The sequence below is a fragment of the Viridibacillus sp. KH_047 genome (genome assembly GCF_057838945.1).
This window is the reverse complement of the sequence record NZ_CM174479.1, coordinates 1,286,579-1,309,754: the sequence shown is the minus strand read 5'-3', so window position 1 is coordinate 1,309,754 and position 23,176 is coordinate 1,286,579. Positions and strand designations below refer to the sequence as shown.

Below are 23,176 nucleotides of genomic sequence, written 5' to 3'. Positions count from 1 at the left end.
CCGAGCTAGTCATCCCCCTCTTCACATCTTTCCTGTTATCTACATCATTGTATGAAGCATAACTCTAATCTATGAGATACTAATGCCAAAAATTAAAAACAAACTTTAAAATCCATATTGCAACGATTATTTTCAATAGAATAACCCACTCTTCCGGGTCCTCAAGTAGTAAACTTACAATCTTACCAGTGAATATAATGACGACTAAACCAAGTAAAAATGCTTCCACAACCCCAATCCTATCCATCTTGTATTTGTAGTTTCAGAAGTATAACTGCTAATATCGCTGTAAAAAAGAAAGCGAATGCGATAATAAAAGATACTGCACACAAAACAAATAGTGTTTTGCCTATATCATCTAAAAAACTCGCAATATCTTTATCAGAAAAAGGTTCCATTAATGCGGCCAGGAAACGAAAACTTAATCCTGTCATTAAAATTTTCAATGTCGGGATAATAGCAGCAGTAAATATACCTATCATTAAGCCTGTACTCGTTACCGTTGCAGTAGTTGATGAATATTTTCTAAATGTACTTAAACTCTCAGTTATAAAAGAACCTATAAACGGAATGTTTTGCTGGATCATCTTTTTCAATGGTCCAAGTGCAGCTCCTGTAAAAGATACTGAAACTACACTATTCATTACTAGAAACATCGAATAACACATGACCGTTGCAGAAACGACGCTTAATACAAGTACTCGTATAAAGTCAGCCATTCGTGCAAAAGATATTTCTGGCATGAAACGAGATAGGAAATCAAAAATCAAAGATGCCGTCAACAAAGGGATTAGCCATCTCCCCGTTAAAAATACAGCAAATTGAATGAGTAGTAATAGCATAGGATGCCATGCCATTAACGACATAGCTCCTGCTGAGATGGCCATTGCAGACATTAATATTGGATAAAGGGCACTAAAGAATGCAATCATATTCTCAGATAATGCCTGCATCATAGTAAATGATTGATAAACTGGCTTTAATGTCGTAGTAAGTATAGCGATAAAAAAGAATACCCTTGTCCACTCTTTAAATTGAGGCATTATAAAGTTTAATATTAAAAAGAGTAGTGCGTAAAAAAGTAGTGAAACGAGAGTAAATAACGTGTCCTTGAAGGGGGCGACCAAAATCTCCTGTAACCAGTCCAATCTTGCCCTCCTATCTTTTTTTGACGTTTACCCAAAAATTTCTTCTATTAAATTGAGTTTGTCCATTAAAATGACAACCATCATCTACTATGGTTCTATCAAACGTTGCCAAATTGAAAATAATTCAATTATCTCTTTTAGCCAAAGAGATAAAATAACAAGCTTTACCGCTGTATGTGATAAAAAGGCAAGTGCTTCATAACCCTGGTCGTTTAAATGTTGTGACACGGCTGTTGAAACGAAATATATAAATGCACTGCCCAGAATGAGCGATAAATATGGGATTTCAATTGGAAATGCATGCAATAACCTTTGAAGAAACGGGATGAATAAACGCATAATTAAAAAGCTCATTAATAAGAAAAAAAACACCGTATAAAAGACACGATGCAGAGCAGGAATTGCCATTTGAATGAACATTAAAAGAATAAGCATAATCACAGCGTAAAATAATATCGTCATAAGCTCAGGTAGCCGTTAACCATTGAAAGAAGGTGAGAATTTCATCAAAGAACAAACGTAAAAAATGAAGTAATTCCGCTGCGATATACATATAGGCTAGAAAATAAAGAAAAAAAGAAAACTCCTTTTTGCCGGTTTGTTCAAAAAAGATATGTAAAAGCGCAATCACAAGTCCAATACCGGCGATGCGTAGAATGTCCTGAAGTTCCGTAGCTGCCCCTCCTCTTGTATAATCTAATCTATGCAAAGTTGGAGGGAGATATGATAACAATCATATAAACATCGGATTGAACAAAAAAAATCGACCCCTATAGCATCTGCTATAAGGGTCGATTATTAAGAATAAGTTAATTATCCACGAGATACGTAAGTGCTTTCTTCAGTGTTAATAACTAATTTGTCACCAACATTAACAAAGAATGGTACTTGTACAACTAATCCAGTTTGAACTGTTGCTGGTTTAGAGCCACCTGAAGCAGTATCACCTTTAATACCTGGTTCAGTATCAATTACTTCTAGAACAACTGTATTTGGAAGATCAACACCAAGGATTTCTCCTTCGTGAGACATAATTGAAACTTCCATATTCTCTAATAAGAATTTCAATTCGTCTTTAAGTTGGCTTTCATTTATTTCAATTTGGTCATAAGTTTCAGTGTTCATGAACACATGATTATCACCTGAAGCATATAGATATTGCATTTTGTTATTGTCAATTTGAGCTTTTTCTACTTTTTCACCTGCACGGAAAGTTTTTTCCATTACTGAACCGTTACGTAGGTTACGAAGTTTTGATCGTACAAAAGCTGCCCCTTTACCTGGTTTTACGTGTTGGAAATCAAGTACACGGAAAAGTCCACCGTCTACTACGATTGTTAGGCCTGTACGAAAATCGTTTACTGAAATCATGAATGTTCCTCCAATATTACTTTATAAAATGATTAGTTCTTTTGTGGAATGAGTTAGTTTTTCATTACCTGTCTCTGTGATTAATGTATCGTCCTCAATACGGACACCACCGATACCTGGTAGATAAATACCCGGTTCACATGTCACGACCATACCTGGTTCTAATACAGTAGGTGAACGGAACGATAATCCAGGACCTTCATGTACTTCTAAACCAATTCCATGACCTGTTGAATGGCCAAATGCCTCACCATATCCATGTGCTTTAATATAATCACGTGTTACTGCATCAGCTTCAATACCTGTCATACCTGGTTTAAACTGCTCTAATCCAAGTAATTCAGCATTTAATACAATGTTGTAAATTTCCTTCAATTGATCTGAAGGCTCTCCAACTGCAACTGTACGTGTTGTATCAGAGATATAGCCATTATAGAGCGCACCAAAATCTAAAGTGACAAAATCACCATTTTCTATTATTTTATCAGTTGCAACGCCATGTGGCAATGCCGAGCGTACACCTGATGCAACAATTGTATCAAAAGAAGATGAAGTTGCTCCTTGTTTTCGCATGAAGAATTCCAATTCATTTGATACTTCTAATTCTGTTTTGCCAGCTTTAATAAATGTTAGTATATGCTCGAATGCTGCATCCGCTATTTCACAAGCGACCTTTATAATATTAATCTCTTGCTCCGTCTTAATCAAGCGGATTTTTTCTACTAAACCTGAAACTCCTACTAAATCAGTTTTTAGATGTTTCGAATATAATTCAAATGTGCTATAACTAACGTCTTCTTTCTCAAATGCTAATGTTTTGATACCCATCTCTTGTACTTGTTTAGCAATTTCTTCAATGATTGTAGCTTGGTGTTGTACAATTCTATAATCTTGTACTTGTTTAGTAGCTTGTTCAGTGTAACGGAAATCTGTAATAAAGACTGCATCATTTTGTGAAACAATTGCTACCCCAGATGTTCCAGTAAAATCAGTCATATAACGACGATTATAATCATTTGTAATAAGTATTGCATCAAGACCTTGTTCTTGTAATGCTGCTCTTAATTTTTTTAGTTTTTCCATAATGATCAATTCCCCCTGTTATTGTTCTAAAAACATGCGTAATGCAAGTTGGTACCCCTTAGTCCCCAATCCAGAAATTTGTCCCACACACTCTGGTGCTAAATAAGAGTGGTGACGGAATTCTTCACGTTTATGTATATTCGAGATATGCACCTCTATGACAGGTACATTTACAGAAGCAATAGCATCGCGTATCGCAACACTTGTATGTGTATATGCACCTGGATTAAAGACAATGCCAGCAATTTCATTGTCTTCAGCGTCATGAATCCAGTCAATCAACTGGCCTTCATGATTAGACTGCTTTAACTCAATTGTGGCACCAAACTCACCTGCTAGTTTTTGAAGGGCTTTATCTATATCTTGAAGAGTTTCCGAGCCATATATTCCTGGCTCTCTCTTACCTAATCGATTTAAATTAGGCCCATTTAAACATAAGTACTTCATATCTCTCCCCCTCCCATTTTGATGAATTTATTTTACCACATCAGTATTATAAGGTATTTTACTTCGGGTGTCTAAACTTTCTGCTTTTTTATGGAACATTGCCGTTTCTACTATAAAACGTAAATGCATAGCGATTAAGGCGAAGATAGGAATCGATACTTTTTTTAACTCTACCGTACCGAACATCCACCACTGTAATCCAAAAAGCAGAATAATACTCAATCCCATCGCCGCTATATCCGCGCGAATAGCAATACAAAGTTCACTTAGAAAGTAAATCACTATAGCTAAAACGAACAACATGACCGCTAATGTCGTCCATTTAAATAATGGCATATGCCCACTAAACAAATGCCAGCGCTTAGACCAACCGATTGGACTCCAATGAATGATTGAAAATAGTTGTAGTAATCGTAGACAAACAGTGAATGACACTGCACTTACAATGGTTGTCCAAAACAAGACATGAATTTTCAAAACACAACACTCCTTTTTACAAGCATTGCCTCATTTTCAAAAGCTATTCTTTTCCTAGAGCTTTTTTATAATTTTTAGTACAATAAGAACAGTTGAATATACAAAAAGAGAGCGGTGTGGCAAGTGAAGGATCAACCTCAGACTCCAATTTACGGAGGACAAGCATTGATTGAAGGCGTAATGATGGGCGGTAAAGAACATACTGTATCCGCTATTCGCCGTAATGATGACTCAATAGAGTATTTCTATGTTAAAAAAGAAAAAAAGCCAGCACTTCAAAGGTTGAAGAAGATTCCATTTATTAGAGGGATAGTTGCAATTATTGAATCTGCTGCAAACGGCTCAAAGCATTTGCAATTTGCAGGTGATCGCTATGATGTCAATCCAGGCGAAGAAGTTGAAGAATCTGCTGAAGAAGGCTCAAAGCTCCAAATGATTTTAGGCGTAGCTGCAATTGGCGTACTTTCATTCCTTTTCGGTAAATTTATTTTCACATTGATTCCTGTATTCTTGGCACAGCTTTTCCATACATGGTTTCCTGGAAAAGCCGCACAAATTTTGTTAGAGAGTGGTTTCAAACTAGTATTGCTAATCAGTTATATTTATTTTGTATCACTGACTCCACTTATTAAACGTGTTTTCCAGTATCACGGCTCTGAACATAAGGTTATAAATTGTTATGAAAACGGTCTCCCTTTAACGGTAGAAAATGTACAAGCGCAATCACGTTTACACTACAGATGTGGTAGTAGTTTTATGTTATTTACAGTTATCGTAGGTATGTTCATCTACTTCCTAGTACCGACTGATCCATTCTGGCTACGTATTGTAGATCGTATATTACTAATCCCAGTCGTACTTGGAGTGGCTTTTGAAGTACTGCAATGGACTAACGCTTGTCGGAATATACCAGTACTGCGCTATTTAGGTTATCCAGGTTTATGGCTTCAATTACTTACAACTAAAGAACCCAAAGACGATCAAGTAGAAGTTGCTATTGCTTCATTTAATAAATTATTAGAAATCGAGAAAGACCCTAAAAATATAACAGTAAACTAACAGAAACGTAGAAGAGCTCAGCAAGCTCTTCTGCGTTTTTCTTTTTGTTGATAAAATGACATTTTACACAAATGGATTTAATTGGTATATTTTAATAAAGGAGGTTCTTTCTATTGAAGAAAAGACTTTTCGTTTTTTCTGTTGTTTTTATATTAATTAGTAGTCTATTGTTTTTATATATTTATATTATTAAAAATGGTAATCCTTATACGAGGCTTTTAGTTCAATATCAAATGAAAAAACACATGGAAAGAAATGACATTACAACTGATATGTTAGTTCCGGATAAATCTGGTTACATAGAACCTAAACAGGTAGTACATAAGGATTATTATCAAGGCTTATTTCAATTACAATTTAAAGATGAAACGCAAATTACTTATTATTACGGACTACATAAAGAAAATAAAGAAATCATTCAATTTTGTAAAGAGAATCCGTTAGTTAAACGCTCCTTTAAAAAGGCGAAACATAGTGAAGAAATTTGTGCAAATGCCTATAATAACTAAAAAAAATCTGTGCAGAATTTGCACAGATTTTTATTTATTTGTTTTTAATAGCGCGAAGCTTCTGAATTCCTTTTACTCCAAAATAACCAATTACCCAAAAGACAAGAAAATATAAGCCATATCCCCATGCAGAGCTGTTTAATACCGTAAAGAGGATAATGATAAAAGCAATATAAGAAACTGCTAATGCAATCCAAGGATTAATATTATTTAAAGCACATGAAATTCCCTGCACTAAAAAAGTTAAAGGAAAAATAAGGACTAAGCTAAGTAGGAAATAGGATTTGTTTGCTTCGTCATTTCCAAAAGCTCCTGTCAAAGTCATCGCGATAACACCTAGCATCGCAAATGCCGGGAAGAAAATACCCGCAATTTTATTACCCACATGATCACTCCTAACAAATTCTCTTCATTTTATCATGAATGTTCACATAGGTGGGAAATTAAAAAAACGTTTATCTGTTTAATTTTACTACATCAAAAAAATCATCATAATCATTTATTTGAAAGTCTGCCGCTTCACAATTTCCCCCATACATACAACTCATCATCCCTATTTTCTTCGCAGGGATTAAATCGAGTTCCCTATCTCCAATCGCTATATCTAAATTATATTTTTCATGTAAATATTGATATGAAGTTGGATCAGGCTTACGTGGATATCCATTATCAACAGTGACAATTTCAATGAAGTATTTTTCAAAACTATAGTATTGAAGAATATCCAAAACCGGTTTTCGCTCCTTATGTGTCATAATTACATTTTTGTTTGCAAATCGTAAAATCTTCTCAACATTAGGAAACGGCTTTATACTACTTGGTGCTATCTCTAGATTAAGCTGTTTAACTTCTTTTATTTGTTCATCTGATAATTTAAAATGCTTAAATGCATGCGTTGCTGAAATCTTCAATTCGCGATAAATATCTTCTCGAGCAACTGTACCATTCAATATTTTATATAAATTTTCTGTGTACGCTGGATATGTATCAAATAAAGTACCATCAAAATCCCATAGTATATTCATATAACCCCTCCTGATTTCTTCAAACAAAGTATTTATTTTAATTACTTATTTAATAGGACCTCATAAAAGTTGTTGTAATCGCCTTTATTTTACCCCGGAAATATTCATGCTTAAACCGTCCAGGTAATATAGCAATATTGTTTACATCTTTCTCTTATTTAAACATAATATACCCAATTTTCATCTTCCATGAACTTCTTTCATCTGCATTATTATCAGATTCATATTAAAAATTTCAGCTGCTTTTGACATGGTTTTACTAGATCTATTCATAAAACTGAATTTCAATTAAAAAAGACTCCCTCTTCATCTATTAATGAATGGGAGTCCTTAATGGTTGTTATGATTTTAAGTGTTATCTAAAATAACCGTTTTTGCGCTCGTTAGTAGCAAATTCAGTAACTTAAAGACCACATTTAAGTTGCGCACCACAGTTAGTGCATGTGTTACAGCCGCCTAGTTCTTCAACTGTTCCTTTGCGACATACTGGGCATGTGTTACCGACTTCAGAGCCGATTGTTACGTTTGTTGAACGTAAGTCTTGAATTGTATCGATTAAAACAACTGGACGTTTTTCAGTCACTTGTTCTTCTTGTAGAGTGTCCTCGTCCATAACGTTTTCTTCTGCTTTTAGAGTTAATACCTGTGAATCACGGCTACCATCAACATAAACTGTACCGCCTTTAGCGCCACCGTTGTATAAGCGTTCGTACACTTTCTGTACTTGCTCTACAGTGTAACCGCGTGGTGCGTTTACTGTTTTAGAGATTGAGCTATCAATCCAGCGTTGGATAATGCATTGTACATCTGCGTGTGCTTCTGGAGCTAATTCCATAGCAGTTACAAACCATTCAGGAAGGTTTGCTTCATCTGCATCTGGGTTAGCAGCTAAATATTCTTGTACAATATCAGCTTTTACTTCAATGAATTTACCAAGACGACCACTACGGTAGTAAGTAAATGAGAAGTATGGTTCTAATCCAGTTGAAACCCCAACCATTGTTCCTGTTGAACCTGTAGGAGCTACAGTTAGTAGGTGCGAGTTACGAATACCGCCTTCAAGTACTGCTTCACGGATATGCTCAGGCATTTTTTGCATGAAGCCAGTTTCTGTAAAGCGTTTGCGAAGTGCTAATGTTTCAGCTTCTGTTTCGCCTGTTAAGAATGGGAAACTACCTCGTTCTTTTGCAAGTTCAGTAGAAGCTTCATAAGCTGTTGTCGCAATCGTCTTAAAGATTTCATCAACAAGGATGTTACCTTCTTCAGAACCGTATTCTTTTTCACAGTAGATAAGTAAATCAGCCATCCCCATAACACCTAGTCCAACACGGCGTTCGCCTAATGCTTGTACTTTGTTGTCTTCAAGGAAATAAGGTGTAGCATCGATTACGTTATCTTGCATACGTACTCCGACACGAACTGTTTCTTTCAACGCTTCAAAGTCCACTGTTTTCGTATCTTTTTGAGCAAATTGCGCTAAGTTTACAGCTGCTAAGTTACAAACTGAATATGGCGCAAGTGGTTGCTCTCCACATGGGTTTGTTGCTACAACTTTTTGACCGTATGCTTTTGCGTTTGTCATGTCGTTTGCGTTATCGATGAAGAAAATACCTGGTTCTGCTGAGTAAGTTGCACAGATGTTGATTAAGTTCCAAAGTTCACGTGCTTTTACTTTACGGTACGTGCGTACAGCATGTCCCATTTCAGCCCATTCACGAACATCGCCAACTTCATGCCATGTATCGTTATAAATTTTCATTTCTTCAGCATCATATGATTCAACCGCTGGGAATCGTAAGTCAAATTCAGCATCAGCTTCTACAGCTTCCATGAATTCATTTGTGATTGTAACAGAAATATTCGCACCAGTTAGGAATTCAGCGTTATGTACGCTGTATGTTCCGCCATCACGTAATTTCGTCTCAGCATCACGAATAATCGCTTCATTAAAACCGCCGACACCAGGGATAGTTTTATAATTAATAATACCTTGATACATCGCTTCTTCTTGCTGCGTTAAAGGTTTGAATTTTAGTTTTTCTTTCGCTAGACGTTGGATTGTTTCATCCGTTGTATTTTCGATTAAGAAACGTAAAATACGAGGATTTTGCATTTTTGAAATAATAAATTCAATAATGTCCGGATGCCAATCTGCTAACATTATCATTTGTGCACCACGACGTGATCCGCCTTGTTCAACGAGATGAGTCAGCTTAGCAATATCATCTAACCATGAAACAGATCCTGATGATTTACCGTTTACACCGCGAGCCAGCGTGTTTCGTGGACGTAATGTAGAACCATTAGTACCTACACCGCCACCGCGACTCATAATTTCCATTACTTGTTTACGGTGATCACTAATGCCTTCACGAGAGTCTGCTACAAATGGCATTACATAACAGTTAAAGTAAGTAACATCTGTTCCTGCGCCTGCTCCGTAAATAACACGTCCCGCTGGAATAAAGTTTAACTTCACTAATTGCTCGTAGAATTTTTCATACCATTCTTGGCGTTTTTCCTCTGTTTTTTCAACGGCTGCTAAGCCAGTTGCATTACGTTTTGCAATTTGTTCGTAAAAGACTTCAAGAGGCTTCTCAATAACGTCTAAAGAACGTGTGACAATTCCTGATTGTTGTTCAGAATCATCATCAATAGCACTTCTATAATCTGCTTCAATCAGCACGTCAGCTGTTTTCTTTTCTGCATTAATTGAAACGATATAACCAAGACCACGTGCTGGGAATTTAGGGTCAGCTTTGACCGTTAAAACAACAAAATCCCCTGCTTTTAGCGTTTTCTTTTCTGTATCTTTAAAAGAATAACGGTCGATCATGACTAATCGAGACACACCTTTATGTGTTATATGCATGTCCTCTGTGATGGCATGAACTTGTGGAAATTGTTGAATATCATTATTTAATTGTTGTACATTAATCGTCTGATTATGATGCTGTGAAGCAAGTACCATTATCATTCGCCTCCCTATTTAGATCGTGCTTTAAATACTATATATAGTGTTTGCTCAAGACATTACGATACTATATATTGATAAGAAAAGCAAATACGGTGATTTTGAGCAAAATGTTGATTTAACAACATTGGAAGCGATTTTTCGGTTTTTACAAAACTAAAATAAGTCAAAAAGACTACTATTTTCTAAAATTCCATTCATCACTTTCATAGCGAGTTTTTGCTAAATTATTAACAAAATCCATTTGTTCCTGCGTTAACGTATACGGTACAAGTTCTATGTCTAATCCGTCCTCAAATCCTTTGCGGAAAGCAGATATACATGTTTGAACATCGATAGGATTTTGCGCTAACTGATTAATAGCTACCGCTTTTTGTGGTAAATGTTTGCGCATACGCTCCTTTGAAGCTTCCGATGGAAATTTAAAAAGAGAGATCAATTTTTCATCATCGAGATCGATTAATATCGCTCCATGTTGTAAAATGACACCTTCTTGTCGCGTTTGTGCACTACCTGCTACCTTCTTACCTTCTACTACTAATTCATACCAACTTGGCGCATCAAAACAAACTGCGCTCTTCGGAGTTTTCAAATCTGCTCGTTTTTCATCTGAATCAGGGACCGAAAAATACGCATCTAACCCTAAGTTTCGGAATCCTAGTAATAAGCCTTCACTTAATACTCTATAAGCTTCAGTCACCGTTTTAGGCATGTCTGGGTAGTCTTCATTAACGATGATGCTATATGTTAGTTCATGTTCATGTAAGACTGCACGTCCGCCTGTCGGACGGCGTACAAATCCTACATTTAATTTATGTAATTGTTCAAAATCAATATCTTTTTCTGCACGTTGAAAATAACCAATAGAAAGTGTTGCTGGATTCCATTCGTAAAATCGAATAACTGGTGGAATTAAACCTTTACTATGCCAATGTAGGAGCGCTTCATCTAATGCCATATTGAATGCAGGGCTACAAGGACCTGAATTAATAAAATACCATGTTGTTTTCATTTGGTCTCCTCCTTATAATCAACTTATCTATTTTAACAAACTCATTGGACTATCGCTACATGTTCTTTTATAATATTACTGTAGATAGAAAGGGGTAAGACGATTTGAGTTGGTTATATACATTAGCAATTGTTTTATTTGTGGTGATTGTATACGCTTTGGTGAACGCTCTTCGTTTCAAAAAAGCAGTTACAACATTAACACAAGAAGAATTTATTGAAGGTTATCGTAAAGCGCAATTAATAGATGTGCGTGAGCCAAAAGAATTTGACGGTGGTCATATTCTAGGTGCTCGTAACGTTCCAACCTCACAACTTCGTCAACGCTATAAAGAAATTCGCCCAGACAAACCTGTTTACTTGTATTGCCAAAATGCAGGACGCAGTGCACGTGCTGCTATGTTATTAAAGAAAAAAGGCTATGATCAAGTATACCAATTACAAGGTGGATACAAAAATTGGACAGGCAAAATCAAAGTGAAGTAATTTGATTGCGTTGCAAATAAAAAAGAGTCATTTCTATTTTCAACAGAAATGGCTCTCTTTTTTCTTATTTATATATGTTTATAGCTATTAGCTAATAACGTCCATAAAGGAGGATATAATGCCAAAATTCTTATATACTTTTCACGAAAATCTGCGACAAGACATCCCTAACTACGCAGATGTATCTGCCGTCTTTGAGCGCATCTCAAAAAAACTAAATGAAATACACCCTGCTGATTTTCGTGGCGTAACTGTAGAACTAAATAATTCACAATTTCATCATCATTTACTAGAAATGATGGAAAAGGAATTAATCCGCTATGAAAATTTGAGTTATATATATGCGTCATTACCTAGCATTGTCTTAAATTCTGTCTCAGAAGATCAATTAGATAATCAGTTAAAATCAATCAAGACATTTAGTAATTCTTTGATCTACTTCCCTGATTATGAAGTAGCTATTACACAGATCCCTGTATTCCGCTCCGATTCAGAATGGCCAGAGTTTTTCTATTTTACAACTAGTGCGGAGAAAATGATGAATTTTATCGAAGCTATTCAAGAACAGTTACGTCAAATGTTGATGGAAACTGTCACATACTTAGTTGATGTTCATGATGGTATTAAACGACGGAGTTACGGCTCAGGTAAGCAAATTACACGAGATGATGTTTTCTTAGAACCTTCACTTAAGCAAGAGATTTTCCGTTCAATTGATGAGTTTTTCAATGACGGTGGCAATTTCTTTAAACATTACGGCCTTCCTTATAAAAGAGGGATCTTATTATATGGCTCACCTGGAAACGGAAAGACTACGCTTGTAAGGTCCATTACAGGCTCTGTAACAGCTCCTGTTGTGTATTGGCAAATTACTGAGCATACCTCAAGTGAATCCATTGAAGAGGTCTTCCGTATGGTAACAAGTTTGGCTCCTGCAATACTTGTTATTGAAGATATTGACTCTATGCCCGAATATACACGTTCTTTATTTTTAAATACACTCGACGGCGCACAATCACGTGAAGGTATTTTTTTAATTGGTACGACCAATTATCCTGACCGCATCGATCCTGCTTTAATCAACCGTGCAGGAAGATTTGATAGAGCTTATGAGATTATGAATCCTACAACTGAAATACGTGCTACATATTTACGCAAATTGGATATTCAGCATATATTCACAGAAGATGAGCTAATGGATGCTGCTAAACTTTCAAAAGAACTTTCTATGTCTCAACTCAATGAATTATATATGTCAGTCGCTCTAAATTGGCATTATGATAAAAAACTCGATTACGAGAAATGTATCAAAGATTTACAAAAACAACGTAAAAAGGCCTTCCGTAATGAATGGGAAAGAAATGAAGTAAATATAGGATTCTAGGAAAACACCCCCTAGAGAAAGAATTAATCAATCTCTAGGGGGTGTTTTTTTCGAATAGGGTTAAATAACGGGTTTGCTCACTGAACTTACTGTTTTAATCTTTAATAGTTTTTTGCTTATTGATTTCTTGTAAAATTTGTAGATTCGTTAAACCATGTTTATGTAGCAAATCATAAATGATTTTCTTTTCGTATTCCATTAGCGCCTTTGTATGCGCATCTGGAGTGAAATAGATTAACGTACTTTGTTCTTTTTGTTGCTTTATGTACAATTCAGAAATTAATTCGTCAACCGTATATTCTTGATAATCCTCTTTTAAGGATTTTAGCAAGTCATTTTGATCATTAGTTGTATCATTTATACCTTTAAAGTAAGCCATGAAAACTCCCCTTTTTTCACACATTGATTCATACTGCATCTATGTTAGCATAGCAATTTTAAAGTCATCTGTCTATGTCCAAGCGATTTTTTCCATAACTAACATGATCTTTTCATTAAGCCATTTTATATACAAATCATGAGAAAACCCCTAGCAAAGTGCTAGAGGTTTTCAATATACGAATATATTATACTTCTACTGTTTCTCTTTCGTATCGTAACACTGGGTTACGAGCTGCTCTTGTTTCATCAAGACGGCCAATAACAGTTGTATGTGGTGCATTTTGCACTACTTCTGGTGTTTCTTCTACTTCTTTAGCAATTTGAATCATTGCGTCACAGAAAGCGTCTAGTGTTTCTTTTGATTCTGTTTCAGTTGGTTCAATCATTAAACCTTCTTCCACATTTAACGGGAAGTAAGTTGTTGGTGGATGGTAGCCAAAGTCTAACAGTCGTTTTGCCATATCAAGTGTACGAGCGCCAAGTTTCTTCTGGCGGCTTCCACTTAATACAAACTCATGCTTACAATGACGGTTGTAAGGTAGATCAAAGTATGGCTCTAATCTTCTCATCATATAGTTTGCATTAATTACTGCATTTTCAGTTACTGCTTTAAGACCATCTGGACCCATTGAACGGATATAAGTATATGCACGAACATTAATACCAAAGTTACCATAGAATGGCTTCACGCAACCAATTGATTGTGGACGGTCATAATCGAAATGATAGCCTTCTTCTGTTTTCACTAATACTGGTTTTGGAAGGTATGGAATCAAGTCTGCTTTTACGCCAACTGGACCTGAACCAGGACCACCACCACCGTGAGGACCAGTGAAAGTTTTGTGTAAGTTTAAGTGAACGCAGTCAAAGCCCATATCACCAGGACGTGCTTTAGACATAACCGCATTTAAGTTTGCACCATCATAATATACTTTACCGCCAACCGAGTGAACGATTTCAGCGATATCTAGAATATGTTCTTCAAAAAGACCTAATGTATTTGGGTTAGTCAACATAAGTGCTGCTGTATCATCCCCAACTAGGCGACGTAAGTCTTCTAAATCTACAAGACCGTTTTCATCAGACTTCACAGTTACTGTATCAAAACCTGCAACTGTTGCTGATGCTGGGTTTGTACCGTGAGCAGAGTCTGGCACAAGTACTTTCGTACGTTGGAAGTCACCGTTTGCTTCGTGGAAAGCACGAATCATCATTAATGCAGTCCATTCACCGTGTGCACCAGCAGCTGGTTGAAGTGTTACTTCATCCATACCAGTGATCTCGATTAAATGCTCTTGTAAATCATACATTAACTCAAGTGCACCTTGTACAGTAGACTCATCTTGTAATGGGTGAATATTAGCAAATCCTGCAAAACGTGCAACTGATTCGTTAATTTTCGGGTTATATTTCATTGTACATGAACCAAGTGGGTAGAAACCTGAATCTACACCGTGGTTACGGCGAGATAGCGCAGTATAATGACGCATAATATCAAGTTCTGATACTTCAGGAAGTTCCGCTTCTTCTGTACGAATAAATTCGCTTGGTAAGATAGCAGCTAAATCTACTGCTGGTACATCAAGCTCTGATAAACTATAGCCTACGCGACCTTCTGTTGAAAGTTCAAAAATAAGTGGTTGATTGTCGTTATGCATGGAGAGCCCCCATTTCTTGCACAAGTGCATCGATTTCTTCTTTTGTACGTTGTTCAGTAACAGCGATTAGTGCATGGTTTTCAAGTGCTGCATCTACTTTACCTAAATCAAAGCCACCAATAATGCCTTTTTCAAAAAGTCCCTTATTAATAGTAGAAACAGATGTATTACACTTCACAACGATCTCGTTGAAATGTGCGCCTTTATAAGCAACAGTGAAACCTGCTTTTTCAAAAGCTTCTTTAGCATAGTGTGTTTTTAAAATATTTTGAGTAGCAATTTCTTGCACACCTTTTTTACCTAGTGCTGTCATTGCAACTGAAGCTGCAAGTGCATTTAACGCTTGGTTTGAACAAATATTAGAAGTCGCTTTTTCACGACGAATATGTTGCTCACGTGCTTGTAAAGTTAATACATAACCGCGACGACCTTCATCATCAATTGTTTCACCAATTAAACGGCCAGGTACTTTACGCATTAATTTTTTTGTAACAGCGAAGTAACCACAGTGTGGCCCGCCAAAGCTTTCTGGAATACCGAATGGTTGAGCATCCCCGACAGTAATATCCGCACCCATTTTACCTGGAGGTGTTAGAATACCAAGTGATAATGGGTTAGAAGATACGACACATAAGCCTTTTGCATCGTGGATTAAGTCTGCAATTGCTTGTACGTTCTCTACTTGACCGTAGAAGTTAGGATATTGAACCATCACAGCAGCTGTATCTGCATCGATTAATTCTTTTAACGCATCAAGATCAGTGACACCATCTTTTAATGGAACATTTACTACTTCAATCGATTGACCAAGAGCATATGTTTTAACTACGTCATGTGAAACTGGATGAACCGCACCAGAAACTAATAGCTTTTTGCGACGAGTATGTGCCGCTGCAAGCATACCAGCTTCAGCAAGAGCTGTCCCACCGTCATACATAGATGAGTTTGCTAAATCCATGCCTGTTAATTCAGCAATCATAGTTTGGAATTCGAAAATAGCTTGTAATTCACCTTGTGAAATTTCAGGTTGGTAAGGTGTGTAAGCTGTATAGAATTCTGAACGTGAAATAACGTGGTCAACAATTACTGGTTTATAGTGATCATAGACTCCTGCACCTAAGAATGATGCATATTCATCGCTATTTGCATTCTGTTTAGAAAGTTGTGCTAACTCTTTTAACAATGCTGATTCAGATTTTGCAGGTTTAATGTTGTAGTTTCCTTTAAAACGAACTTTTTCTGGGATGTCTGAGAATAATTCATCAACATTAGAGACGCCAATTACATTTAGCATATCTTTTTGATCTTGCTCAGTCATAGGTAAGTACCGATGCTTCATTCGAAAAAACCCTCTCTTCATGAAAATTATTTTTGGCGTTTATAAAATGGTGTTGCAGTAGTAACCACTTTTAAGCGACGGTTACGGATTTCAATCTCAAGCTCTTGCCCAAGCTCCGCATACTCACTATCGATTAATGCTAAACCGATATTACGTTTTGTTAATGGTGATTGTGTACCAGTTGTTACTTCACCGATTTGAGTATCACCTTTAAACACTGGGTAACCGTGACGTGGAATACCTTTATCAATCATTTCGATACCAATACTCTTACGTGGTACGCCATTTTCTTTTTGAGCTTGTAATGCCGATTTCCCAACGAAATCTACTTCTTTATTTAATTTCACAACGAAATTAATACCCGCTTCAAGTGGTGAAATATCTTTTGATAATTCTTGGCCGTATAGCGGTAAGCAAGATTCAAAACGTAATGTATCACGTGAACCTAAACCACATGGTACTACACCATCAGCTTCTCCTACTGTTAAGATTTTGCCCCATAAAGCAATGATTGCTTCAGGTGCTGCATAAATTTCAAAGCCGTCTTCGCCTGTGTAACCCGTACGAGAAATAAGCGTGTCATAACCCGCAATCGATACATTTTGTTCTAAACGGAATGGTCTAATGTCTTGTAATGGTGTTTCAGTTAATGTTTGTAATACTTTTTCTGCAAGTGGACCTTGTAATGCTAATTGACCGTATTCATCTGATGCATTTGTTAACTTCACATCACCTGACACTAACGTCTTCATCCACTCAAAGTCTTTTTCAATATTCGACGCATTTACGATTAATAAATAACGATCTTCTGCTAATTTATAAATGAGTAAGTCATCTACAACGCCACCATTTTCATAGCACATCGCAGTATACTGTGTTTGGTTAATGGCAATTTTCGATACATCATTAGTAACAAGCTTTTGCAAGTAAGCTAAACTTTCTGAACCTTCAACGAAGATTTCACCCATATGAGATACATCAAATAGTCCAGCTTTTGTGCGAACTGCTTCATGCTCGGCTTTAATAGAAGAAAATTGAACAGGCAATTCCCAACCACCAAAATCAATTGTTTTCCCACCATACTTCGAATACTCTTCGAATAAAGGCGTTCTTTTTAATTCATTAGTCACTAATCTTCCTCCTCATTTGTTTAGAACAAAAAAAAATGGACAGAGAAATCCTATAATTAGGATTCTCTGTCCATGCACCTGAAAGTTTTACCATTACGGCTGTCCTCTTTGGTGGCTGTAATCAATACAGCTCTCTCCAGAGTTGCGTCCCGTACGAGTCTTTTTGCCTGAGAGATTCATAACTTTTGTTATTTGCTCCTTCGGCGACGTCTCCAGACGTTCTCTCCCCGTACAATCATCCGCCCAAGATGGAATCTTGGTAGTATTTCCATGTCATTGTTCTATAACAATACGTCTCGTCTATATCCTAACATTGAATAGGGGTATCATGCAATAACTTTTGTAAAATAGTTTATAAACGAACATTATCTGGCGTTACTTCATATTTCATTCGCCTTTTAGACGTTTTATTTGAAAAGCTGTATATTCAACAATCTGTTTTAGTGAACGATTTTCTGTCCGAATTGTGATATGTGTAGCTTCTCTATAAAATTTTCGGCGTTTATAAAATAAATCTTCTAATTCTTGCTTTGTAGAACGTTGGACGATTGGACGGTTTTTATCTTTATGGATTCTCTTCCAAATATCTGAAAATGTCGCATCTAAAAAAAGGACTAGTCCCGTTTGACGCATTATTCTACGATTTTGAGGATTCATCGCTACACCACCACCTGTTGAAATGATGCAAAACTCATCTCGGAAATTCCGTAAAAAATCCGTCTCCAGTTGACGAAAGTGCTCTTCTCCGTATTTTTCAAATATTTCAGGAATCGTCATTTTCTCTCTTCTAACAATTTCTTGGTCCATATCATAGTAGGGCATTTTCAAATAGTAGCTTAAACGTCTACCAATTGCGCTTTTACCACAACCCATAAACCCTACTAAATATACTTTTCTCATTTTTTCACCTTCTCATCAACGACGACTGTTACTCTGTGCTATTTTCAATTTCTTGTATTTTATTTATAGTAGCACGAACATACGCTGATTCCAATGAATTATACGTTCGAAAATGAGATTCATAAGACATCACAGTGCTCAAAAGGTAACTCGTACAAAAAAATAATAGAATCATCGCTACTGGAAGAAGCATGCCTTTTTCACTCTTTAACATACGTAATAACAAAATCTTTCTCCTTCCTTAAGCCATTCGTAAACAATACTTTTGTAGTTAAAGTTGTACGATCTGCATCAATAAAAAACTGTATTTCATAAACATTCATCAGCATTGGCTCGTTTCCTTGCCCTTCCTTTTGCATACGTACTACAGCACTCGATCTATTGATAGAGAAACTTCGATTATCCTTTCCAATGTGTAAATTAGCATTTGCGCCTATGCCAATCGTTTTTATATCTAACAAATAGGATTGCAAATCATACGTAAATAGCTCCCATTCAATTTCCTGTCGTTGATGAAAAGTTCTATTTGACTCTTCATACCAAGGATAGAAGAACATAAATAACTGTGAAAACAGCATAAGGACCATCAGTTGCAAAAGGGCATCCGCTAACGTATAACCAGAACGATTTTCTATTAGACGTTTTATGGCCGAATACATTTTTGCTGTTGTCCTTTTAAGTTTTCATAAAATACGCATACTTCATTATTCGTGAAATACCATTGATAGTTAACACTTTCTATAGTTCGACTACCTTGAAGTTGCTCCCCCTGCTCGACTCGTTGAGAAGCTTGGTAAGCTGTTTCAGCGGCGTACATCGCCATTTTCTTATCACTTAAAGTACCTTTCATCATTTGCAATGCTGGTAAAAGAGTTCCGAATATCGTCAAAATAATAACTAGAGTTAATAATGTTTCTGGTAATGCGTTCCCTTTGTCATTCCACAATTTTCATCCTTCCTTTAACAATATTAATAATAAGTGATTTATTCCCAGTTGGCGTTACAAAAACCAAAGTACCAAAACTCGAGAATGTACCTTTAGAATCAATTTTAATCTGACGTAATGGACTGCTGTAACTATACGTAACCCCCTCTGGTAGTTCGCGTGTAAAATAATAACGTCTTGTATTAATTGGCGAATTACCTTCCCCGTCCAATGTATATGCTCTGTATTTCTTTCCATCGTCGATAAATTCTAGATATGAAAAAACCTCGCTACCAATTGACTCACTTTGCACCTGCTCGATATCTAGCATTAATTGATATAAAAACCGATTAACCATTCGTTCATCCAACTTTGCTTTTCCTAATGCCATGCTTAAAGAGCAAATTATCATTGTAACCGTTAGTACTAATAACAATTCGACGAATGTAAAACCAGCTTCTTTATTACTCATCTATTGTAGAAACTTCTCCATCCGAAATTTGAATCTTTTTTCCTGCACAAGCATTTGTATCTTGCTTTAAATACTTTGTGTCCTCCAACATTTCAATCGATGTTGGATACTTTTTTTCGTCAATACGATATGCTTCAACTTGTCCTTGTACCATATTGACATATGCTCTACACCCTTTATCATCTACTGTGCTAAAGTGCTTTGTTACATTTGGTATTGCAATCAAAATCAACACTGTAATAATAAACAAAACAATGAGCATTTCGATTAAAGTAAAGCCCTTCTGTTGTTTTAATAATTGCATGTCGGTTCTCCTCTCTTAAACCATTTCCATCATTTCGTACATTGGCAATAAAATAGCTAAATAAGCTCCAAGAATACAAACTGCGATAATACAAAAAAGTAATGGTTGAATAATAGCTAGCACTCTAGTCATATTCGCTTCGGTTTTATCCGTCAAAAAATCACTATAGATTTGAAGTTCTCTACCTAGATTGCCACCTTCTTCGCCATGTTGTATATGTGCATTAAATCCTTTTTGAAAAATCTTCATATGATTTACCGCAGTAGAAAGTGAATCACCAAAAATAACTCGTTCACGTATTTCACCTGCTATTTTCGCCATGAATGGTTGTAACTCTTGTTGCTGTAAAATAATTAAACTTTCTTGCATTGAAAGACCACTTTCTAAAAGCCCACCCAACTCATAAGCAAATTGGCGTGTTAATTGCAGACGAAACCATCGACTGAGAACTGGAATTTTCAAATACAATATCATTTGGTGACCAATCTCTTTCTTGCTTATTTTCTTCCAAGCCATAAACGCAAATAAGATACTTCCACAGGCTGCAATAATCAAGGCATCTGGAATATGCAAGAAGAAAGTGGATAGTGTTAATTTAGATACACTTGCATCACCATCTCTAGAAAGCATCATTGAAGACATATTGGGTAAAAAATAGGTCCGAAATCCAAAAAAGAGCAGAACTAAAAAGCCAAACAAAATCGCAGGATAGGCCATTAGCTTTTGTAGTCTTTTTTGGGTTTCTTCCTTCGTGATCATTTGACTTGCTATAGAATCAAGGGCTCTTACAACTCTTCCTTGTTGCTCCGCCACATGAATGGTCATTAAATAGCTTTTCTGAAAGCCGAGCAATTGCAGAATTTCACTCATATTAGAACCGCTTCGAAATTTTTCTTCTACCAAAGATTCCACTTCTGATAATTCTTCAACATGATGAGGTAATAACATAGATAAAGCATCTCGAAATGTATAGCCTTCCTCTAGCAATACGCTCATCTTTTTCAAAAAGTTCGCCCTATCTTTCATCTTAGGTAAAGTTTTACTCTTTTTACTAAATCGGTGAAGGTTGAGCTGTAATTGCACCCAAACTCACCCCTTTTTTCATCTGTCCTTCTAAAGAGAGTTCTAGTGGCAGTATGAATTTTTTATCGCTCTTCACGTGTTCTATGGCTTCCGCTAGAGTTCCATCTGCTAATATCTCATAAATGGCCGATAATCTTTCTTCATCTTGAGAATTTGCTTTCTTTACTAATCGCTGTGCAACCACTCCAATTACTGTTTGCCTTAACTCTTCTAAAGAGATGCCCAAATCTAGTAAACGGAATAAACAGCCGATTGTATCCATTGAATGAATCGTAGTTAAAACAAGATGCCCTGTTAATGCAGCTTCTATTGCAATCTTAGCCGATTCTTGATCACGTATTTCGCCAATCATAATAATATCGGGGGAATGTCTTAAAATTGCTTTTAGTCCGGCTGCGTATGTAACACCGGCTCTTTCATTCACTTGAATTTGCAATAAATTGGATTGACTATTTTCCACTGGATCTTCTAAGGATATGACGTGCTTTTTTAGTTCATTAGAGCAATAATGTATAAGGGAATATAATGATGTAGATTTACCGCATCCAGTTGGACCGGTGAAAAATAAGATGCCTTGTCTCTTTTTCACTAATTGCGATAAATGCTTTGCCGATTCAGCGAATAAACATAGGGAAGAAATTGGAATTGCGTGGTCCTGCAACATTATACGAATGACCAAGCTTTCCCGCATGAAAATGGATGGTAATGTGGATACGCGAAAAGCAGTTGGCTGTTCATTTAAAACTTGCTGAAACGAACCACTTTGAGGTCTACGCTTATCACTAATATCTAAAGAGGAGAGGAATTTAAAGTAGGAAATCATCCGATCACCCAATTCTAGGGGAAGTTGTCCAGCAGACACGAGCTGCCCATATTTTCGAAAGTATAGTAAATAGTCGTTTTCACTAGGCATTAAATGTAAGTCGGATGCGCCAAAATGTATTGCCTTCAACAATAGATGCTCACTTTTTTGCTCCACAACTGTCTCAGTAAATGACATATTGCCCCCTTTCTACCACGACGAATAACGACCGCTCCTTATCCGTTAGCGAAATTATACACCGCAAAAACAAGAAAATATATACAATCATGCAAATTAATATTATGCGTTGTTGAAAAAGCATAATATATAATTTTAAAGCTTTTCTATTATCTCAAAATAGATTTTCAACGAAAAAAGGCTAGTAATCTTTCACTTTTTTACATTATTCTACTTATTTTTTTGAATATATCAGTTTTATACTGATAGATATTTTATATTGTTTTATAATAAAGATAAATATACAGGAGGTGGAACCTTTTCATGTTACATCCATTAAAAATCACAAGTACACTAGCAGATGAAACAAGATTTTCAATTTATCAATATATGTTACAAGAAAAAGATTCTTTCTCAGTCCAAAACATCGCTGATAAATTCCAAATTCACCCAAACGTTGCGCGACTTCATTTAACTAAATTAAACGAAATTGATGTAATTAAGTCTGAATATGAAAAGACAGGAAAAGGCGGCCGGCCTGGAAGAAAATATAAAGCTGTTGCTAACGGCATTGCTCTAACCTTCCCTCAACGAAATTATGAGGAATTATTAAGTTGGGTTCTAGAAATCATTATAGAACTTGGTGAAGATGCCAATACTATCGGTAAAAAGATTTGCTACAAAAAAGGTGTCGAACAAATTCAATCAATCTTATCTAATCGTCAAAGGGATAAATCGTTCATTTCATTTGATGAACGTGTAGAGATCATTACAGAAGCTGCCTCATTTATTGGTTATGTTCCTGTAATTCTCGATAAGCCCGAAGGAAAAACAATCCGCTTTGCTGTTTATAATTGTCCTTTCCATAGTCAAATCGAGAAACACGCATCACTCGTTTGTGACTTGCATGAATCATTCTTAAAAGGCCAATTTGAATACTTATTTGATGTACAAGAATTTGCGCAAATTGATAGCATGATTGAAAGCTGTAAATACTGCACTTATCGAATTGATATTTAATTTTTTACACT

The 23,176-nt window shown here is 36.1% G+C and carries 28 protein-coding genes and 2 riboswitches; of the genes, 5 read left to right on the top strand and 23 right to left on the bottom strand.

Features of this window, described 5'->3' with window-relative positions:
• Positions 1 to 79: 79 nt before the first annotated feature.
• The 8 genes from AC3IS5_RS06595 to AC3IS5_RS06560 form a co-directional block, all read right to left on the bottom strand.
• Positions 80 to 229, bottom strand: a complete 150-nt coding sequence (locus AC3IS5_RS06595) for a hypothetical protein (RefSeq protein WP_489427077.1) — start codon at positions 227 to 229, stop codon at positions 80 to 82.
• 10 nt (positions 230 to 239) lie between these two features.
• On the bottom strand, positions 240 to 1,148 hold the full coding sequence (locus AC3IS5_RS06590; RefSeq protein WP_489427076.1) for a stage III sporulation protein AE: 909 nt from the start codon (positions 1,146 to 1,148) through the stop codon (positions 240 to 242).
• Positions 1,149 to 1,235: 87 nt separating this feature from the next.
• A complete protein-coding gene (locus AC3IS5_RS06585; protein ID WP_489427075.1) occupies positions 1,236 to 1,610 on the bottom strand; it encodes a hypothetical protein in 375 nt (124 codons plus the stop codon).
• 4 nt (positions 1,611 to 1,614) lie between these two features.
• Positions 1,615 to 1,857, bottom strand: coding sequence for a SpoIIIAC/SpoIIIAD family protein (locus AC3IS5_RS06580; protein ID WP_051448760.1), 243 nt, complete (start codon positions 1,855 to 1,857; stop codon positions 1,615 to 1,617).
• A 104-nt stretch (positions 1,858 to 1,961) separates the two neighbouring features.
• Positions 1,962 to 2,519, bottom strand: coding sequence for an elongation factor P (gene efp, locus AC3IS5_RS06575; RefSeq protein WP_489427074.1), 558 nt, complete (start codon positions 2,517 to 2,519; stop codon positions 1,962 to 1,964).
• Positions 2,520 to 2,540: 21 nt separating this feature from the next.
• Entirely contained in the window at positions 2,541 to 3,602 is a 1,062-nt protein-coding gene (locus AC3IS5_RS06570; RefSeq protein ID WP_489427073.1) for a M24 family metallopeptidase, read from the bottom strand.
• Between the two features lie 18 nt (positions 3,603 to 3,620).
• Positions 3,621 to 4,049 carry a type II 3-dehydroquinate dehydratase gene (aroQ, locus tag AC3IS5_RS06565; protein ID WP_076064874.1) on the bottom strand — a complete coding sequence of 143 codons (429 nt, stop codon included), beginning with the start codon at positions 4,047 to 4,049 and terminating at the stop codon, positions 3,621 to 3,623.
• 27 nt (positions 4,050 to 4,076) lie between these two features.
• The gene (locus AC3IS5_RS06560; protein WP_489427072.1) at positions 4,077 to 4,526 is read right to left on the bottom strand and encodes a hypothetical protein; all 450 of its coding nucleotides are present in this window, start codon (positions 4,524 to 4,526) and stop codon (positions 4,077 to 4,079) included.
• 180 nt (positions 4,527 to 4,706) lie between these two features.
• Here AC3IS5_RS06560 and AC3IS5_RS06555 point away from each other — a divergent pair, with 180 nt between their 5' ends.
• Together AC3IS5_RS06555 and AC3IS5_RS06550 are read left to right on the top strand one after the other, a co-directional pair.
• Positions 4,707 to 5,585: a DUF1385 domain-containing protein gene (locus AC3IS5_RS06555; protein WP_489427828.1), complete on the top strand. Its 879-nt coding sequence runs from the start codon at positions 4,707 to 4,709 to the stop codon at positions 5,583 to 5,585.
• A gap of 113 nt (positions 5,586 to 5,698) precedes the next feature.
• Positions 5,699 to 6,094, top strand: coding sequence for a hypothetical protein (locus AC3IS5_RS06550; RefSeq protein WP_489427071.1), 396 nt, complete (start codon positions 5,699 to 5,701; stop codon positions 6,092 to 6,094).
• A 34-nt stretch (positions 6,095 to 6,128) separates the two neighbouring features.
• Here AC3IS5_RS06550 and AC3IS5_RS06545 read toward each other — a convergent pair whose 3' ends face one another.
• The 4 genes from AC3IS5_RS06545 to AC3IS5_RS06530 all read right to left on the bottom strand — a co-directional run bounded on the left by AC3IS5_RS06545 (position 6,129) and on the right by AC3IS5_RS06530 (position 11,105).
• Positions 6,129 to 6,479, bottom strand: coding sequence for a hypothetical protein (locus AC3IS5_RS06545; RefSeq protein WP_489427070.1), 351 nt, complete (start codon positions 6,477 to 6,479; stop codon positions 6,129 to 6,131).
• Between the two features lie 70 nt (positions 6,480 to 6,549).
• The gene (locus AC3IS5_RS06540) at positions 6,550 to 7,119 is read right to left on the bottom strand and encodes an HAD-IA family hydrolase (RefSeq protein ID WP_489427069.1); all 570 of its coding nucleotides are present in this window, start codon (positions 7,117 to 7,119) and stop codon (positions 6,550 to 6,552) included.
• 403 nt (positions 7,120 to 7,522) lie between these two features.
• Complete coding sequence (locus AC3IS5_RS06535) at positions 7,523 to 10,096, bottom strand: vitamin B12-dependent ribonucleotide reductase (protein WP_489427068.1); 2,574 nt, start codon at positions 10,094 to 10,096, stop codon at positions 7,523 to 7,525.
• Positions 10,097 to 10,271: 175 nt separating this feature from the next.
• Positions 10,272 to 11,105, bottom strand: a complete 834-nt coding sequence (locus AC3IS5_RS06530; RefSeq protein ID WP_489427067.1) for a lipoate--protein ligase family protein — start codon at positions 11,103 to 11,105, stop codon at positions 10,272 to 10,274.
• Between the two features lie 104 nt (positions 11,106 to 11,209).
• Here AC3IS5_RS06530 and AC3IS5_RS06525 point away from each other — a divergent pair, with 104 nt between their 5' ends.
• On the top strand, positions 11,210 to 11,590 hold the full coding sequence (locus tag AC3IS5_RS06525; RefSeq protein ID WP_038186732.1) for a rhodanese-like domain-containing protein: 381 nt from the start codon (positions 11,210 to 11,212) through the stop codon (positions 11,588 to 11,590).
• 118 nt (positions 11,591 to 11,708) lie between these two features.
• Complete coding sequence (locus AC3IS5_RS06520; protein WP_489427066.1) at positions 11,709 to 12,974, top strand: ATP-binding protein; 1,266 nt, start codon at positions 11,709 to 11,711, stop codon at positions 12,972 to 12,974.
• 94 nt (positions 12,975 to 13,068) lie between these two features.
• On the opposite strand, the gene AC3IS5_RS06515 is transcribed toward AC3IS5_RS06520, so the two are convergent.
• From AC3IS5_RS06515 to comGA, 11 genes are all read right to left on the bottom strand, one after another.
• Complete coding sequence (locus tag AC3IS5_RS06515; RefSeq protein ID WP_489427065.1) at positions 13,069 to 13,353, bottom strand: hypothetical protein; 285 nt, start codon at positions 13,351 to 13,353, stop codon at positions 13,069 to 13,071.
• A 187-nt stretch (positions 13,354 to 13,540) separates the two neighbouring features.
• A complete protein-coding gene (gcvPB, locus tag AC3IS5_RS06510; RefSeq protein WP_489427064.1) occupies positions 13,541 to 15,013 on the bottom strand; it encodes an aminomethyl-transferring glycine dehydrogenase subunit GcvPB in 1,473 nt (490 codons plus the stop codon).
• Entirely contained in the window at positions 15,006 to 16,352 is a 1,347-nt protein-coding gene (gene gcvPA, locus AC3IS5_RS06505) for an aminomethyl-transferring glycine dehydrogenase subunit GcvPA (RefSeq protein ID WP_489427063.1), read from the bottom strand. The genes gcvPB and gcvPA overlap by 8 nt, the downstream gene beginning before the upstream one ends.
• A gap of 26 nt (positions 16,353 to 16,378) precedes the next feature.
• Positions 16,379 to 17,482 carry a glycine cleavage system aminomethyltransferase GcvT gene (gene gcvT / locus AC3IS5_RS06500; protein WP_489427062.1) on the bottom strand — a complete coding sequence of 368 codons (1,104 nt, stop codon included), beginning with the start codon at positions 17,480 to 17,482 and terminating at the stop codon, positions 16,379 to 16,381.
• Between the two features lie 64 nt (positions 17,483 to 17,546).
• Positions 17,547 to 17,624: riboswitch (glycine riboswitch) on the bottom strand.
• A gap of 3 nt (positions 17,625 to 17,627) precedes the next feature.
• A riboswitch (glycine riboswitch) is annotated at positions 17,628 to 17,721 on the bottom strand.
• A 148-nt stretch (positions 17,722 to 17,869) separates the two neighbouring features.
• The gene (locus AC3IS5_RS06495) at positions 17,870 to 18,382 is read right to left on the bottom strand and encodes a shikimate kinase (protein ID WP_390392891.1); all 513 of its coding nucleotides are present in this window, start codon (positions 18,380 to 18,382) and stop codon (positions 17,870 to 17,872) included.
• A 200-nt stretch (positions 18,383 to 18,582) separates the two neighbouring features.
• Positions 18,583 to 19,041, bottom strand: a complete 459-nt coding sequence (comGF, locus tag AC3IS5_RS06490) for a competence type IV pilus minor pilin ComGF (protein WP_489427061.1) — start codon at positions 19,039 to 19,041, stop codon at positions 18,583 to 18,585.
• Positions 19,026 to 19,328, bottom strand: coding sequence for a hypothetical protein (locus tag AC3IS5_RS06485; RefSeq protein WP_489427060.1), 303 nt, complete (start codon positions 19,326 to 19,328; stop codon positions 19,026 to 19,028). Before AC3IS5_RS06485 ends, comGF begins: the two co-directional genes overlap by 16 nt.
• Entirely contained in the window at positions 19,318 to 19,779 is a 462-nt protein-coding gene (locus AC3IS5_RS06480; RefSeq protein ID WP_489427059.1) for a prepilin-type N-terminal cleavage/methylation domain-containing protein, read from the bottom strand. Before AC3IS5_RS06480 ends, AC3IS5_RS06485 begins: the two co-directional genes overlap by 11 nt.
• Positions 19,772 to 20,083, bottom strand: coding sequence for a competence type IV pilus major pilin ComGC (gene comGC, locus AC3IS5_RS06475; RefSeq protein WP_489427058.1), 312 nt, complete (start codon positions 20,081 to 20,083; stop codon positions 19,772 to 19,774). The genes AC3IS5_RS06480 and comGC overlap by 8 nt, the downstream gene beginning before the upstream one ends.
• Positions 20,084 to 20,098: 15 nt before the next feature.
• Entirely contained in the window at positions 20,099 to 21,109 is a 1,011-nt protein-coding gene (gene comGB / locus AC3IS5_RS06470; protein ID WP_489427827.1) for a competence type IV pilus assembly protein ComGB, read from the bottom strand.
• 25 nt (positions 21,110 to 21,134) lie between these two features.
• On the bottom strand, positions 21,135 to 22,166 hold the full coding sequence (gene comGA / locus AC3IS5_RS06465; protein ID WP_489427057.1) for a competence type IV pilus ATPase ComGA: 1,032 nt from the start codon (positions 22,164 to 22,166) through the stop codon (positions 21,135 to 21,137).
• 303 nt (positions 22,167 to 22,469) lie between these two features.
• Between comGA and AC3IS5_RS06460 the strand changes: the two genes are divergently transcribed.
• Positions 22,470 to 23,165, top strand: coding sequence for a helix-turn-helix transcriptional regulator (locus AC3IS5_RS06460; RefSeq protein ID WP_489427056.1), 696 nt, complete (start codon positions 22,470 to 22,472; stop codon positions 23,163 to 23,165).
• Positions 23,166 to 23,176 lie beyond the last annotated feature (11 nt).